Consider the following 15068-nt stretch of genomic DNA (forward strand, 5'->3'; position numbering starts at 1 on the left):
CGGCCGCATCCCCCGCCTCCCCCCGCCACCGAGCCAGGCTGTGGCGGGTGATCAGGGTTTGAGGGTTGTCTTCACCCAGCACCCGCACCGTGTCGGCCAGCAGCTCGGCAAGGGCATCTACGGCGCCAGCCGCATCCCCCGCCTCCCCCCGCCACCGAGCCAGCTCGTAGCGGGCGGTCAAGGTGTCGGGGTGGTGGGGGCCGAGGCGCCTGGTGGTGGTGTCAGCTAAGCGTTGGAAGTGGGTGATGGCGGCGCTGGTTTGGCCGCTCTTGCCGAAGCTTCGACCGAGGCCGTACAGCACCCTGTAGGCGTCTGACCGGTACAAGGCGTCTTCGGCGTGGCGGGTCAGGGCTTCGGTGTTAACGCGCAGGGCCTGAGCGAAGGCGGTGTCCCGCTCGATTTCGGGCCAGGCGGCCGCGAGGACACCAGCGGCGGTGCGGGCGTACTGGTCTCGCTGGTCGGACGTGAGAGTGTCGCGGGTGGCCCGCTGGATGAGCTGGTGGACGCGGACGGCCTCGTGGGGGACATCCGGCCGGTGGTCGATAAGGCTGAGCCGGCTAAGGGCTCGCAGGGCGCGTACCGCATCCGGGCGGGAGACGGGGACCGGTTCCGCGGTGGGTCTAGGGCCGGGGCCGGTTGCGGTGCGGTGGGCGGCGAGACGGGCGCAGGCGATCTCGCCGGTCAGGACGTCTTCCGGTATGCCGTTGGCGTCGAGCAGGGCAGCCAGGTGGAGCAGGGGCCGGGCCAGGCCAGCAGGGCGCAGGGTGTCGGCGCGGGCGATGGACAAGTGCCAGGCGGCGCCAAGGGCAACGGCCTGGTCGTCGGGCAGGGCGTCGGGGGCGAGGTCGGTGAGATGGGTGGCGTGGTCGGCGAGCAGGCGGCGGTAGGTGGCGATGCTGTCGCCAGAGTCGATGAGGTAGGCGGCGGCCTGTGACAGGGCCAGGGCCAGGTGGCCGAGATCAGCGGCCAGGGCGGTGAGCTGGTCGGCGGGCTCAGTCCGGCCGTGGGCGGCCAGGGACGTGGTGAGGTAGGTGAGGGCTTCGGCTTCGGTGAACAGGCCGACCTCGACCAGTCGGCGGCCTTCCCCGGTCAGGGCGGCGTCGCGGCGGCGGGTGGTGACCAGGGTGCGGCCGTGCGGGCTGGCTGGCGGCCATAGGCCGTTCAGATCCGCCGGGTCGGCGACATCGTCCAGGACGATCAGCCACCGGCACGGCGAGGCTGCGGATTTGGGGGTCAGCCAGGCCAGGAATGCTCGGGCGGCCTGGTCCGGGTCATCGGGGTCAGCCCGGCACAGCTCAATACCGGCCTGGGCGTATCCGCTCATGATCGAGGACCGGCCGCTGGCAGTGATCCAGACCAGGACGTCGAGGTTGTCGGCGTCCCAGGCGGTGCGGGCGTAGTCGGCGGCGAGCTGGGTCTTGCCCACCCCGCCCATCCCGGTCAGCACCTGGTGCAGGATCGCGGTGCCCCCGCCGCCGACTGCCGCCCGCAGCCGGTCCGCCTCGCCGCGGTGCTGGAAGGACTGCGCCCGCGAGGGGATGACACCGACCTGGTGCGGCCACGCCGCAGGTTCCCGAGGCGCGGTGTGCCGGTGCTGATGGATGTCCCCGGTGATGGAGCTGGCGGCGATGCTGCCGTTGGTCGCCGTGATGCTCCTGAGGCCGTCCGCGTCGGTGTGGTGTGGAACCCCAGGTGGGCTTGCGCTAGCCGGTCCGCTCAGCCCTGCGGCGGATCCGGCACAGGAGGGGGGCCGATGTGCGCACCGCCATGGATCACACCACCGGCGATCGCACCCTGCTCGGCGTGGATGTCCACCGTGTTCGCGGCCAGCCCGCCCGCTCCGGCCACCACACCCGACTGCGGCGCGTGCTGGGCGAGCAGACTGCGCAACTCCTCGGCCGCCCGCTCACGCTCAGCAGCGTCCAGACCCTCCAGCAGCGTCTCCATACGCGTCTGCCAGACAACCTCCGCCCGGCCGCGCGCCCGCTCCGCCTCCGCCGCATCGGCAACATCCACACAGGCCGCCGTCTCATCCAACCGCTCCAGCTCGACCTGCTCACGCTGCGCATCACCCCGGCCGAACCAGCGCGCCACCGCCTGCCGCAACCCCGCCCACGCGTCCGTACCCGCCGCTGACACCAGCGCCGCGCCCCCGGACGCGGCCAGTGCGGTCAATGCCTGATCAAGCATCCCAGCCCCCCTGGCTCCATGCCGTCCCAGCGAGCGTAGCGCCCAACCAAGCCCCCCGCAGAGCCTCTGCAATAAGCACCCTCCGCCAAGAGAAACCCCGGATCAGGTTCACTCTTTGCGGTTGGCAGCACAGTTCTCACGGGCAGCCTCAATTGGATGGGCTGGGGGTGCTCCGGGCGATAGGTTGACGCGATGATCAACCTGCAGGTTCGTCACGAGTCGGGAACCGTGGTGGCTGGGTCTGAGTATGGAGTCGCCTGGGACAAGTCGCTCGCAGAGATTGAGCGGTCGCAGTTTCCAATGCTCGCCGGTGTTTGCCCGTTCGCCGACACCGTCTTCAATACTTGGCAGATCCCCATGCTGCTGGAGGAGTTGGAACGCCTGCCCATAGCGCGAGGTGGTCCCTGGGTTGATGCGGTGCGAGCCTTGTGCAGGACTGCTGAGGAAGGCGCTCACCGTTACGTCTGGTTCGTTGGTGACTGATCTCGTACCTTTGATCCCGCCGATGTCACGCGAATAAGACCTGCTTGCAGCAGAATTCGAAGACTGCGCGACCGAGCGTCTGGCGCTTGAGCATCTTGATGCGGTTGACATGGCCTTCGACCACACCCGCGTTCCGCGGGTACGTGAGGCCGCCGAGGTCGCGTCTCCTCCTGCTGACTACTCCCTCCTGACGCATGTCGGCGTCTCGACCACACGCAGCGACATCGCGCTGCCATACAGCGTGTGCGCACCACTTCTGCTCTGTGGTCCGGTGGTCCCATGGCTGAGCGTTGCCCTCCGGCACCTAGTGTCGGACGCTCACGCGTGCTGGAGCACGGAATACTAAGAAGCAGATTCCTAGCAAAGCACTCGCCTTTCATCTGCCATGTGATTACTTCCCAGCCCCCTGACAGGATTTCCGCACAGACCGCACCCGGGGATCCCGGCGCGCAGGAAATCGCCCTGCCCCTGTGCAACTTCTGCCCTGAGGGGGCTGGTTCATTTTGAGATAGTTCAAGGCTCCTGCCAGCGCAAATATTCGCACCTCAGCCGAGAATCCGCGCTCGAATTTGTTCGCGGGTAATGCCCGGCGTTCCGTCCCGACTGCTGCGCTAACAGTTGGCCATACAGCAGTGAAGTTGGCAGCAGTCGGGCACCAGCCTCCGAACGCGGTTCCCATGAATAGGAGCTGGGCAACAGTCACTGCGTTTCACCCCTCGATTCCTTCTTCCAAACCCACGCTCCAAGGTCTGGCTCCTCCATGCCTCATTCCACTCGGTTTACACCTATATGCACCAGACTAGCCATGATTTCAGCCTTCGTTGTTCTTTCCTCTGGTTGTTCCAGCTCTTCCCACAATGCAGCGTCGCTAGGAGCCCATCAGCCGACCCCTATATCGACGAGCTCCGGTTCCTCCGCGACTTCCGCCCCTGGCGCTACCGAATCACGCCTGCCTCCGCCCAAGTCCCTCCCGCCCAAGGTCCCGACCGTCGCTCGCGCCTTCGCCACGGCCTACGCGGAGCATGACGCCGCGGATGGCGGTGACCGCTCGTACGCTGACGCGGGCAAGCGTGCTGCACGGCTGGCAGTTGGCGAACTAGCCATGGATCTGAGGCAAAAGCGACCCGGCCAGGAAGCGCCCTGGGCCGCGCTGAGAGCGCATCAAACGATGCAGACGGCCAAGGTCACTTCTGTTGAAGTGCCCGACGGCGCCCCGTTCCCCACTCACTCGACCGCCTTCGTACGTGTTGTGTACGTGCTCACCAGCAAGCCGAAATCCGGGGCCGTCGAGCGCAGGTCGGAACAACTTGCTCTTCGGCTCGTGCACACCCAGTTCGGTTGGCGAGTTGCCGAACTTCCCTGGGCGTGACGGCCGAATGAAGAAGATCGCCTACGCCTGCCTTGCCCTGGTGATGGCCCTGGTCCTCCCAGGCCTCACTCTGCTGACGGCGTTCGGAGGCGCCGATGCCGCCAAGACGCAGGAGACAGGGCCAGGGGGCGGGATCGCACCTGGAGCCAAGGTGCCGGGCTGGGTCCGCGCAATCATCGATAAGCATGCAGGGCTTTGCCCACAGGTCACGGCGTCCTTGCTCGCAGCGCAGCTCTACGCCGAGAGCGGCTTCAATCGAAACGCCACATCCCCCGTCGGGGCTCGGGGAATTGCTCAGTTCATGCCCGGGACCTGGAGTATGTACGGTGTCGACGGAGACAGCGACGGCGACAAGGACATACTTGATCCGGAAGATGCGATAGCCGCGCAAGCACATTACGACTGCGTACTGGCCAAGGCGGTCAAGGGTGTGCCGGGCGACAGCACGGACAACATGCTCGCCGCGTACAACGCCGGAGAATACCCGGTCATCAAGTACGGCGGAGTTCCTCCTTATCGCGAGACCCGAGACTACGTGAAGAAGATCCGGTCTCTTGCCGACAAATGGGCAGCAGACGATGCCGCGCCTGGCGGGAATTCAAGCAAGCACGCGGACCGCGCGATCACAGCGGCTAAGAGGGCGCTTGGCACGTGGTACCGCTGGGCGGGAACGTGCACTCCGCCCTTCGAGGGAGCCGGTGGCTGCGACTGCTCCTCCCTCACCCAGATGGCGTGGGCTGCTGGAGGCGTGAATCTGCCTCGTCAGACCTACGAACAGGTACGCGCAGGGCACGCCGTGAAGAGCATCCCCCAGCTCCGACCCGGCGACTTGCTGTTCTCGGAACCCAGCAGCGCGGGCCCCGGTCACGTCGGCATGTATATCGGCAACTCCCAAGTCATCGATGCCCCGCATACCGGCGCCACAGTACGAATCCAGTCCCTGAGGGTCTGGAAATCCCAGATCGTTGCGATGCGGCACATCGGCTGACCTAGCGGCTCGCACCTTCTACCCAATCCTCTCCTGCAAGGGATTCACATGAACGCCCTGATTTCTGTTTCCGATCCGACCCTGCACACAACTCTCGCGGCTGGCGCCGATGTGGTCAGCGGCGTCAAGCCCAACTGGGGACCTTTTGGCAAGCTGGGTGGTACTACCAAAGTCGTCCTCGGCGTGATGGCCGCCGCAGTCCTGGCCATCGGCGTGGCCGCGTTCCTTGCTGGAATCGCGAAGAGCCGCGGCTGGTTCGGTGACCAGCAGTCCACGATGGAGAGCTCTCGCGGCAAGGGCCTGATGGTCGGCGGGCTGACCTGCATATTCCTCGTCGCCTCGCTCGGCACCATCGTCGGGATCACTTACGGCATGGGCGTGTGAGCCGTGACTGCTCGACTCCATAAGACAAGGGCCGCTACCTCCCGGCGGACACAGAAACGCTCGGGCGCCAAGCTCTGGGGAGCAGCCGCAGCGGTGGTGGCCGCGCTCACCGCTATCGGTGTGATCGTGAGCGTGTCCACGAGCAGCGAATCAACGACGTCTTCAGCCCCTGCACAGCCACCATCAGCGTCGAAGACTGTCGGGCCCCAGGGCAGGCCCGCCGACGGCGAGCCCGTCAATCTCCCTCGAACCGAGGCCGGCGCCAAAGCAGCCGCCGCGAACTACACCGTCAGGATGGGGAGTTCGCGCTTTCTGACCAACCAGGATGCGCGGCATCGGACGATGTCCTCCATCACCTCACAGGCCACCAGGAAGGAACTGGTCAAGCGGGCTGATGACGTGGCGGACGAGACCCGCAGCGACCTTCGCGGAGACAACAGGAAGCTCCGCCCTGAACACGCCATCGCGCGAACCGGAGTGCTGGCCGCCCACACGCTCGGCTTCGATACCCACAAGGCGACTGTGCGCCTGTGGACAACGACCGTACGAGGCAGCAGCAAGGGCAGTGCGGCGCCGAAGGCAGCGTTTCACTCCGTGACCGTCAGCTTGGCCTGGGAGGCCAATAGCTGGAAACTCGCTGGGAGTTCCACTGGTCAGGGCCTCGTCGCACCGGTCGATACTCGGCAGGCGACCAATGCCGCGGCCGACTTCGCGGACTACACGTCGCACTCCTCCCGCGGGCCCGTCTTCAGCGGGGTGACGGCGACCGATGGCCTCCCCTCGGCGTACCCGCGGGACAGGAGTGGCGCTCGTGCTGCGGCCACCAGCGCGGTGATGCTGTACGGCGACAGCCGCTTCTTCACCGACACCGGCTGGCGTCATCGAATGCTCAAGTCGACTGCCGCGCCGAGCGTCCTGGAGAACGTGCTCGGCGAAGCCGACTCCACCGCCCGGATGGTCACCGAGAACCGCGGGTTGGGCTCGGACGGGAAGACATTGGACGGCGGTCTGCTCATCACCCGCACCGCCGTCCTGGGCTCCCGCTGCGTGACGTACTCCGATCAGGCCGCGAGCTTCGAGCTGTGGACGACGTCGGTCGGCGGCATCGCCGGTGACGACGAGGAGGAACGTCCTCAGGTCAACTTCCTGCGGATGACCGTGGATCTCGCCTGGTCCGGTGGCACCTGGAGGACGACGTCGGTCGCACCGTCGCAGCCCCTGGTGCCGAATCCACCGATGGACCGCGAAGCATCTCCGGCCCAGAGCTTCGCGAACGTGGGAGGGGCCAGCAATGCGCCTTCGCTTGCGTGAGGATGCTCCGGGACTCCTGTCCATCGAGCGGACGGACTCGGACCGCCGATGGGCGCGGCGGCTGATGACCCTGCTCTCGGTGAACGTGTTCGTCGGCTTCCTCTTCGTTCCCTCCGCAGTGGCCAACCCCTTCTGCCACATCCCGATGGTCTGCGAGGTCAAGAAGGCCATCGACTTCGTGAAAGACCCGTTGGGCTTCCTGCTCCAGAAGCTCACAGAGGCGAACATATGGTTCCTGCGCAAGATGCTGGAGCTGATCCAGAACACCACCAAGGTGGATCTGACCAGCGCCGGATTCCTGAAGCAGTACGCGATCATCTTCGCTGCCTCGTCCCTGATCACGGTCGCGCTGTGGCTAATCGCCGTGGCCAAGCGCGCCGTCCGTGGGGTCGGCCTCACGACCGCGATCGGCGAGGCCATCGGCTTCCTCCTTCTTCAGTTCGTGGTCAACGCCCTGACACCCGGCGCCATCGCCCTCCTCATGAAGGGGATCGACGAGGTCACCGCGGTCTTCGAGCCGTACGCCACCCAGAACTTCAAGCCCTTCCTGGAGAACCTGCTCAAGGTCATGGCGGCCAAGCCGTCGGAGGGCGTTGGGCAGCTCTTGGCCGTGAACCTGATCATGATGTGCGGCGCGCTGCTCATGTGGATCGAGATGCTGGTCCGCGGTGCCGCCATCTACGTCGCCGTCGCGCTCGGGCCGATCGTGAACGCGGGGCTGGTGGACCGTGATCTGTGGGGCAAGAGCAAGAAGTGGTTCGGGGCCGTCTTCGCGATCGGCCTGTCCAAGCCGGTGCTGTTCGCCCTACTCGGCCTCGGTGGCGCGGTCCTGAGTGACTCGACGGGGAGCATGTCCGACGTCGTGTCCAAGACATTGGTCGGCGCGCTGATCCTCCTGCTCGCCGTGTTCGCCTCCGCCACCCTCTACAAGTGGCTGCCCGCCTTCGGCGACGAAATGGCGCAGCTCCACCACGACAGGAAGACCGCCCAGTCCGCCGGTCCCGCAGCCGCGATCGACGGTCCCGCTCAGCATGCGAACCGTGCCTTCGGCATGCATATCCAGGACGCGCTCGTCGGCGGCGGTGTTGGAGGAGGCGCGGGATCAGCTCCCTCGGTCAAGGGCAAGGGAGGCGTCTCCGCGGCGGCACGCGGCCGGGCGGGGACTGCGAGTGCCACGGTCGGCACAAGTACGGGCGCTGCCGGGACGGCGGCGAAGGCAGGGGTCGACCTCGCGAAGAACAAGGCGATGACCTCGCCGGGGGCCAATCCGACCGACTCCACCAGTGGCCAGTCGGGGCAGGGACAGGCCGGTGCTCCTCCTGCCTCTGCACGGGCGTGGGCGGAAGGTGCTGATTCGGGAGCAAGCCCGGCCTCCGCTTCTACCGGCGGTCGCTCTGGCACACCGGCCTCGGCGCGCGGTACTTCGGGCTCGTCGCCCGGGTCAGTGATCGGCCCTGCGCCGGGTTCGCCCTCCAGCTCGGCGCCGCCACCTCCTCGCCCGCGACCTAGGCCAGCGCCCCCATCGTCCGCTTCGGGTACCACCGCGGGCTCGGGCCCGTCGACAACTCCCACTCCTCCCCGTGGCCGGTCAGCCAGTGAGCCGCCCACCAGCAAGGACCAGTGACGCATGTCAGTTCGTACGTATCGGTTTGGAAAGCACCGACCGACCGGCCTGGTAGGCCGCCGAGACCTCGGCGAACAGGCCGTCCTCGGCGGCGGAGCCGCACTCGGCATCCTGTGCGGCTTCGTCCTCAACGGCGTTCTCGTGCTGGCGCTCGTCGGCATGGCTCTGCCCATCGTGATCGCCCTAGCGGTGGTGTTCGTGCCGTACCGGCCCAAGGGGACGCAGCAGCGGCGCACGGTGTACCGCTGGTGGCGGATCATGCGCTACCGACGCAAGGCCTTGGCTCGCACCGGCGGGGTGTGGGTGTCCCCCGCCGTCGAGGCCGGCGTGCGCCGTGACGGGACGCCTCCGGACGCAGCGCTCGCTGAGCCCGAGGGCATCGCGGGCATGACCTGGGTGCCGGTGTCCGTACGGGGCCAGGACGCTGTTGTCGTTCTCCAGCCGGAGGCCGGGTGCGTGACGGCGACCCTGGAGATCGCTTCGCCGGGGCTGGGAGGCAAGGAGGTCGAGGAGCAGATCGTCGCTCTGGAACGGTGGGGCGAGCTTCTCGACGCCTTCGGCAACACCGACGAGCACCCGGTCAAGCGCATTCAGGTTCTCGCCCGCCAGGTCAAGAGCGACCCGCATGCCCACCAACGGTTCGTCGCGCAACGCGATGAGTCCGCCGCGACGGCCGACGCGCCCCAGTGGCTGAAGGACTCGTACGACGCCCTGGCGGACGCGGTGTCCACCAGCGCCGAGGAGCACCGCTACTACATCACCGCCCACGCGAGGTTCACGCGGGACCTCGCGGCGGATGCTGCGGCGCGTGGTGCGGGCGATGACGGTGTCGCCGCGGCCATGGCGGCATACATGGACGAACTGTGGTCGCGTTGCGAGGACGCGGACCTCCAAGTGATCGCTCCGCTCGACGCGGGCAGGCTCACTGCGGTCATCCGCAACAGCTACGACCCCGACCACGCCATCTGGAACACCGACCTGCCCCAAGCCCACGCGTTTCCGCGCAACGTCGACGTCCGCGACGGCGCACACGTCACCACACGTGCCGCGGGGTCGACAGAGTGCTGGCATCACGCGACGGCGGCGGTGGTCTCCTGGCCGTCGACGCCCGTGGGCCCCGACTTCCTGAGTCCCCTCCTGATCGGTATGCCGGACGTGATCCGGACCATCGCCATCACCCAGGACCTCGAACCCAACGGCGCCGCCGTCGAGCGCATGCTCGCCGAGGACACCAACAACCAGGCGGAACTCCTGCGCGACCGGCAGCGCGGCAAGAACGTGGACCCGAGGGACCTGCTCGCGGCCGAGGCCACCGGCTCACGCGGCATGGCTCTGGCCGCCTCTGGCGCGGCGGGCGCTGCCGTCGTCGGGTACGTCACCATCTCCGCGCGGAGCGCCGAGGAGCTGGAGCGGACCAAGCGCACCGCCGCGTCCCGAGCGCGCAACGCCCACCTGTACATCGAGTGGCTCGACCTGGAGCACGCGCGAGCCTTCGCGACGACTCTGCCGCTCGCCGGAGGGATCAAGTGACGGACCTGCTGACGCTCAACCCGCTGACGCCTCTGCGCGAGACCGTGAGGCGCCCGCTGTACACCGAGACCACGTCCAGCCAGGCACTCTTCCTGCCGATCGCACCGCCCACCCTTGGCACAGCGGGCGCGGTCATCGGTCGTGAGCTGTACTCCGGGAAGGCGTTCATCTACTGCCCGTTCTGCGCCTTCGGCGACGGCCTGCCCGGCGGCAACATGATCGTCCTGGGAGATACCGGCCGAGGTAAGAGCGCCCTCGTGAAGACCTACACCGCGCGGCAGATCCGTCTGGGGCGCAAGGTCGTCGTGCTCGACACGAAGGAGCAGAAGGAACGCGAGGAAGGCGAATGGGCCGCGCTGTGCCGCTCCCTCACCGGCCGCGCCCCGGTGAAGTTCTCCCCGGGCGGCGACCACACGCGTGGCGCCGCGTGCATCAACCCCATGGACCCGGCCATCGCGGGCAAACGGCAGATCGAGCTGGTCCGCACGATCGTCGAACTAGGCCTGGGCAAGGCCCTGGACGAGTTCGCCGGATCGGCTCTTCGTATCGCGATCCGCCAGGCCCATCAGCGAGCCTCTGCCGATGGGCGCACGCCCGTGCTGGCCGATGTCGCCGCCGCCCTGCGCTCGCCGGACCCGGCCGACGCCGCGGCGAAGAAGCGGACCCGGGAGGAACTCCTCGGTGACGGTCTGGAGGCGTCGTACGTACTCGACCGGCTGTGCGGAACCGATCAGGACGCCACCGGCGACCTGATCGGCATGCTCGACGGCCCCACCAGCCTCAGCGTCGATCTCGACGCCGACATGATCGTCTTCGACCTGACCAAGGTCCCCTCGGGCGGCGTCGCCATGACCATCCTCGTCGCGGTGATCAGCATCTTCCTGGAGGAGGTCTGGCTCCGCCCGGCCTGCGAGTGCGGCACGGGACCAAGTACTCATGAGCGCCGTGTCGTTGACGCGAAGTCCGGGGCGTGGGAACTCGGCGCCAATCCCGCCTCCGAGTGCCCGCGCTACACCCAGCGCAAGCGCATCCTCGTGTGCGAGGAAGCCTGGCACATCCTCGGGACACCGCAGCTGGCCGCGCTGCTGGAAAAGTTCCTGAAGTTCGCGCGAGGCTACGGCCTGAGTTGCATCTTCATCGTCCATCACCTCTCGGACATCGACGACTCACCCGAAACGCAAGCCGCCTTGAAGATGGCGGACACCGTCGTCGTCTACTCGATGAAGAAGTCCGAAGCCGAGGACACCGTCAAACGGCTGGGACTACCGGCCTGGACCGCCGAGCACATCATGCGCCTGCGCCGCGGCGTCGCCCTGTGGAAGGTCGGCGAAGTCATCTACCCCGGCGTGCAGCATCTCCTGACCGAGGCCGAGACGCACCTGTGCTTCTCCAGCGGCTCCATGTCGGACCTCACCCCGAGTACTCCGGATCACGAATGACCACGCAGTTTCTGACCACCCTCGATCCCACGAACAGCTCCGGAACGAAGATGAATCTCCGCACCATCGGCTCTGCCGGACCGTCACGCCTCGAACTCGCGGTACGCGACGACATCGATCAGCTGCATGCCGACTACCTGAGTCTTGCCCGACGTGCGGCCCGCCTGAGCGCAGCACTCGACCAAGGGTCCTACTGGGTGGCCAGCGGCCGGGTTGAAGCAGCCGTCGCGACGACCTGGCGAGCAGCTGAAGAACTACACGCCGCCTTCCACCACGCTCCGCCGCGCGGTGCCGGACCGGACCTGACGCTGGCGCGCCTGTGCCGCCGACGGATGCGCTACCTGTCCGCCCGCCTCATGCGGAGGGTGAAGTGACGGAGATACCAGGCGGGTTGTCGCTGGCCCTGTACGTCGGCGTCGCCATCTGCGGCCTGGGCCTGCTGACGTTGTCGTTCGTATCGAACCGCAGCCGTCGAAACGCAGGCTTTGCTTCAAAGGTGCAGGTCAAAAGGCACCTGTCGGCCAGGGCCGTCCTGCGGGCTTCCGAGATCCGGCCGTCCCTCGCTCCTGCACGAGTCCGCTCCCGCCCGGCGGCGGAACACACAGCCACTTCACGTCCCCGCACACACTGATCCACCTCTTCCCGGAGTACCTCGTGCACACCCACGCACTCACCCCCCTCGAATTCGGCTACTCACTCGGCGTCTCCCAGCGCCCGAAGGGCGTCCCGCTGTGGTCCCGAGCGGACAAGGCATGCCGGGTCATCGGCCCCATGGGCAGCGGCAAGACCATGCGGTTCTTTGCGCCGCTGATCCGCCGTTGGCCCGGCCCGGTGCTCGCCACTTCCACGAAGCCGGACCTGGTCGAACTCACTTTGGACGCTCGGCGGCAAGACGACCGCCCGGTCCTGGTGTTCGACCCGCAGAACATCGCCCCGTCTCTTCCCCGTCTCCGCTGGTCTCCCCTCATGGGGGCCTCGGACACTGAGGTGGCGATGATGCGGGCGAAGGCCCTCGTCGCGGGTTCTCGCCTCCCCGGCACAGCCGCCCAGTCTTCCGAGGGCAGCACCTTCTACAAGGGCCAGGCGGCCAAGGTGCTCGCCGCGTTGCTCCACGCCGCCGCGCTCGACGGAGCACGCCTCGACCAACTCCTGAAGTGGGCCCGCAAGATCTCCGATCCGGCGCCGCTGGGCATCCTCGCTGCCCATCCCGGCGCCGGACCGGGGTGGGCGGACGTCCTGCGCACCGCCACGACAGGGGACGACCGAACCGTAGGCAACACGGCCGTCACGCTCGAAGCCGCGCTCGAGCCGCTGATGCATCAGTCAGTGATCAACGCCCTCCAGGGCGATGGTGAGGATCCCACCAGCGTTCGCGATGTTCTCGACGCGAACGGGACCATCTATCTCTTGGGCAAGGACTCAGAAGTCAACTCGATCGCGCCCTTGACGACTGCGGTGACCGAGGACCTCCTGGATGCGGCAGAGGCACACGCCATCGCCTCCCCTGCGGGGCGGCTCGACCCCCCGCTGCTGGCCGCACTCGACGAGGCACCGAACATCGCTCCGATCCCCTCCCTCCGCCAGCGCGTGGCCGACGGACGAGGGCGCGGCATCACCATGATCTACGGCCTCCAGGGCTGGGCCTCCGCCCGGGCCCGCTTCGGCGAGGACGTGGCCAACGAACTGGCCAGCTTCACCAACCACGTCGTGGTGTTCGGCGGCGCAAAGGACCCCGCATTCCTCAGGGACATGTCCGACCTGTGCGGCCAAGTCGAGCGCGTCCGCAAAACCCGGACCACGACAAGCGGCAACGGCGGTGGCGAGTCGACAGCGACGCACACCGCCCTCGAAGCTGTGCTGCGCAGCGACGAGATCAAGGCCCTCGCCGAGGGACACGCGCTCCTGTTGGCCGACAACCTCCCCGCAGTGATCACTCGCCTCGACGGAATGTGGACCTGGGACTCCTGGCCGGACATCGAAGATCACGTACAACGGCTCCGCAAGGCGAACGAAGGAGAGCGGGCGCGTCAGGAAGCCGAGAAGCGCTCCCGGGCTGAGGCGCACGCTGCCGAGTGGGCCAAGCGTCATGCAGCTGTCGCATGAGCCCGAACCCGCTCGATCACCTCCCGCCATTCCCGGATCCGCCCGCTCCGATCGCCGTCTACCTCGCGGAGCGGGCTGCGGCCGAGTCCGTCGTGGACGGCCCCCCTCCGTGGGACATCGGTGCGCTCTCTCCCGAACTGCTCGCCCCGCTTCCGGCCTGGCTCAACGCCGTATGCCGGTGGCTGAACCGGACCTATGCGTGGCAGCCTCACCACGTCATCCCGCCGTGCTGGATCGAGCACGAGCACCTGCCTTATGAAGTTGCGGCACTCGCCTTCGCCCGCATCGAGGCGTACAACGACGTCGGGTCAGTGATCGTCTGGCATGAGCAGTACGACCGCTTCATCACACGGATGAACACCATGCTCGGGAAGACCGGTGACGACTGCCGCGCAGGCAAGCACGACGCTCGCCCAGCGCGCTTCGCCCTCTCCGCCTGGCCCCGCCGGCACGACCTCGCAGAGGACGCGGAACAGCCTTCGGCTGCCGACCTTCCCGAGGACTTGGTCTGAGACACCGTCCGTGGCACGGTCACACTTGCCGTGACCGTGCCACGGATTCGCCGGACAGGCTCCAGTGGAGTTGCCAGGTAGCACCTGGAGCAGTCGGTCCGGCACCAGGTTGCAGCGGATCTACGAGGTGCGGCCAACGTGGGCGCAGCGCTCACACTACGAGGTTGCAGAGGCGACGTTGGCATGACGGCGACCTTTACACAGCGCTCGCTACACAAAGAATCGAATCCGCATTTCGCGCATCCAACAGATGCATGCGCCACAGGATGTGCCAGTGTCCCCTGTTACAGCAGGTAGCAACACCTGAACCGGCCTCACCGACAGCACCGGCAAACCCCTGCTCTACCACCCACACGACTTCCGACGCCTGTTCGTTACGGACGCCATCATGAGCGGCCTGCCGCCCCACATCGCCCAGCTGGTCCGCGGGCACAGGAATCTGAACACCACAATGGGCTACAACGCGATCTACCCCGCCGATGCGATCGAGGCCCACCGCGCCTTCATCGCCCGACGCCGGGCCCTGCGGCCAAGCGAGGAATACCGCACCCCTACAGCGGAGGAGTGGGACGACTTCCTTGCCCACTCGAGAAGCGCAAGCTCTCCGTCAGCACCTGCGCTCGCGCCTTCGGCACCCCATGCGTCCACGAGCACGCCTGCGTCCGGTGCTCGATGTTGCGCCCCGACCCCTCCCAGCGGCAGCGACTGGTCGAGATCCGGGACAACCTCCTCGACCGCATCGCGGAGGCGGAACGGGAGAGTGGCTCGGCGAACTGGAAGGGCTCCAGATCAGCCTCTCGGGCGCCGACGGCACTCGCCCAGCTCGACGCGGAAGAGGCCCGCAGGGCGGCGGTGGTCGACCTCGGCATGCCCGCCTTCGGCAAGACCGCCGTCCGCCCCGGCGGCGCGGGGGCCCCACCGCGTGATCTGCGAGACCCCCGAGGAGAAAGTGACTTGCGTCACATACTAATGCTGCCGGTGAGGTGGGTGCTCCTGCGGCTCGACCTGCCGCCGGAGGCGATGCCACGCCATGCGCATTCGCCCGCTCTCGTGTCACGGCCACCCCACGTAACTATGACTGATTCACAGGGTCTCCCAGAGGAATCGCATCTGGAACTATCAGGCTCTCTCATAT

13 protein-coding genes are annotated in these 15068 nt (G+C 67.4%); 10 read left to right on the top strand and 3 right to left on the bottom strand.

The genetic code is table 11. The annotated features are described in order from the left end of the window. Both ACFVHO_RS23530 and ACFVHO_RS23535 read right to left on the bottom strand, forming a co-directional pair. Positions 1–1447: tetratricopeptide repeat protein (locus ACFVHO_RS23530; RefSeq protein ID WP_385717975.1), on the bottom strand; the 1447-nt coding region annotated here is incomplete at its 3' end. A gap of 269 nt (positions 1448–1716) precedes the next feature. Next, positions 1717–2190: a hypothetical protein gene (locus ACFVHO_RS23535; RefSeq protein WP_385717872.1), complete on the bottom strand. Its 474-nt coding sequence runs from the start codon at positions 2188–2190 to the stop codon at positions 1717–1719. 192 nt (positions 2191–2382) lie between these two features. Here ACFVHO_RS23535 and ACFVHO_RS23540 point away from each other — a divergent pair, with 192 nt between their 5' ends. From ACFVHO_RS23540 to ACFVHO_RS23585, 10 genes are all read left to right on the top strand, one after another. Beyond that, positions 2383–2673 (top strand): hypothetical protein, encoded by a 291-nt coding sequence (locus ACFVHO_RS23540; protein ID WP_385717874.1) that lies wholly within the window; start codon positions 2383–2385, stop codon positions 2671–2673. A gap of 1376 nt (positions 2674–4049) precedes the next feature. Next, entirely contained in the window at positions 4050–5030 is a 981-nt protein-coding gene (locus ACFVHO_RS23545) for an NlpC/P60 family protein (protein WP_385717877.1), read from the top strand. Between the two features lie 48 nt (positions 5031–5078). Continuing rightward, the gene (locus ACFVHO_RS23550) at positions 5079–5414 is read left to right on the top strand and encodes a hypothetical protein (RefSeq protein ID WP_385717880.1); all 336 of its coding nucleotides are present in this window, start codon (positions 5079–5081) and stop codon (positions 5412–5414) included. A gap of 96 nt (positions 5415–5510) precedes the next feature. Further along, a complete protein-coding gene (locus tag ACFVHO_RS23555; protein ID WP_385717883.1) occupies positions 5511–6725 on the top strand; it encodes a hypothetical protein in 1215 nt (404 codons plus the stop codon). Continuing rightward, a complete protein-coding gene (locus ACFVHO_RS23560; protein WP_385717886.1) occupies positions 6706–8349 on the top strand; it encodes a hypothetical protein in 1644 nt (547 codons plus the stop codon). The genes ACFVHO_RS23555 and ACFVHO_RS23560 overlap by 20 nt, the downstream gene beginning before the upstream one ends. Before the next feature lie 3 nt (positions 8350–8352). Next, a complete protein-coding gene (locus ACFVHO_RS23565) occupies positions 8353–9879 on the top strand; it encodes an SCO6880 family protein (RefSeq protein ID WP_385717889.1) in 1527 nt (508 codons plus the stop codon). Further along, a complete protein-coding gene (locus ACFVHO_RS23570; protein WP_385717892.1) occupies positions 9876–11318 on the top strand; it encodes an ATP/GTP-binding protein in 1443 nt (480 codons plus the stop codon). Before ACFVHO_RS23565 ends, ACFVHO_RS23570 begins: the two co-directional genes overlap by 4 nt. Continuing rightward, complete coding sequence (locus ACFVHO_RS23575) at positions 11315–11692, top strand: DUF6238 family protein (RefSeq protein ID WP_385717895.1); 378 nt, start codon at positions 11315–11317, stop codon at positions 11690–11692. Before ACFVHO_RS23570 ends, ACFVHO_RS23575 begins: the two co-directional genes overlap by 4 nt. 397 nt (positions 11693–12089) lie before the next feature. Continuing rightward, positions 12090–13421 (top strand): type IV secretory system conjugative DNA transfer family protein, encoded by a 1332-nt coding sequence (locus ACFVHO_RS23580; RefSeq protein WP_385717898.1) that lies wholly within the window; start codon positions 12090–12092, stop codon positions 13419–13421. After that, on the top strand, positions 13418–13933 hold the full coding sequence (locus tag ACFVHO_RS23585) for a hypothetical protein (RefSeq protein ID WP_385717901.1): 516 nt from the start codon (positions 13418–13420) through the stop codon (positions 13931–13933). Before ACFVHO_RS23580 ends, ACFVHO_RS23585 begins: the two co-directional genes overlap by 4 nt. Before the next feature lie 789 nt (positions 13934–14722). Here ACFVHO_RS23585 and ACFVHO_RS23590 read toward each other — a convergent pair. Further along, positions 14723–14896 (bottom strand): hypothetical protein, encoded by a 174-nt coding sequence (locus ACFVHO_RS23590; protein ID WP_385717904.1) that lies wholly within the window; start codon positions 14894–14896, stop codon positions 14723–14725. Positions 14897–15068 lie beyond the last annotated feature (172 nt).

The organism is Streptomyces sp. NPDC127108, from assembly GCF_042677545.1.
Classification (GTDB): domain Bacteria; phylum Actinomycetota; class Actinomycetes; order Streptomycetales; family Streptomycetaceae; genus Streptomyces.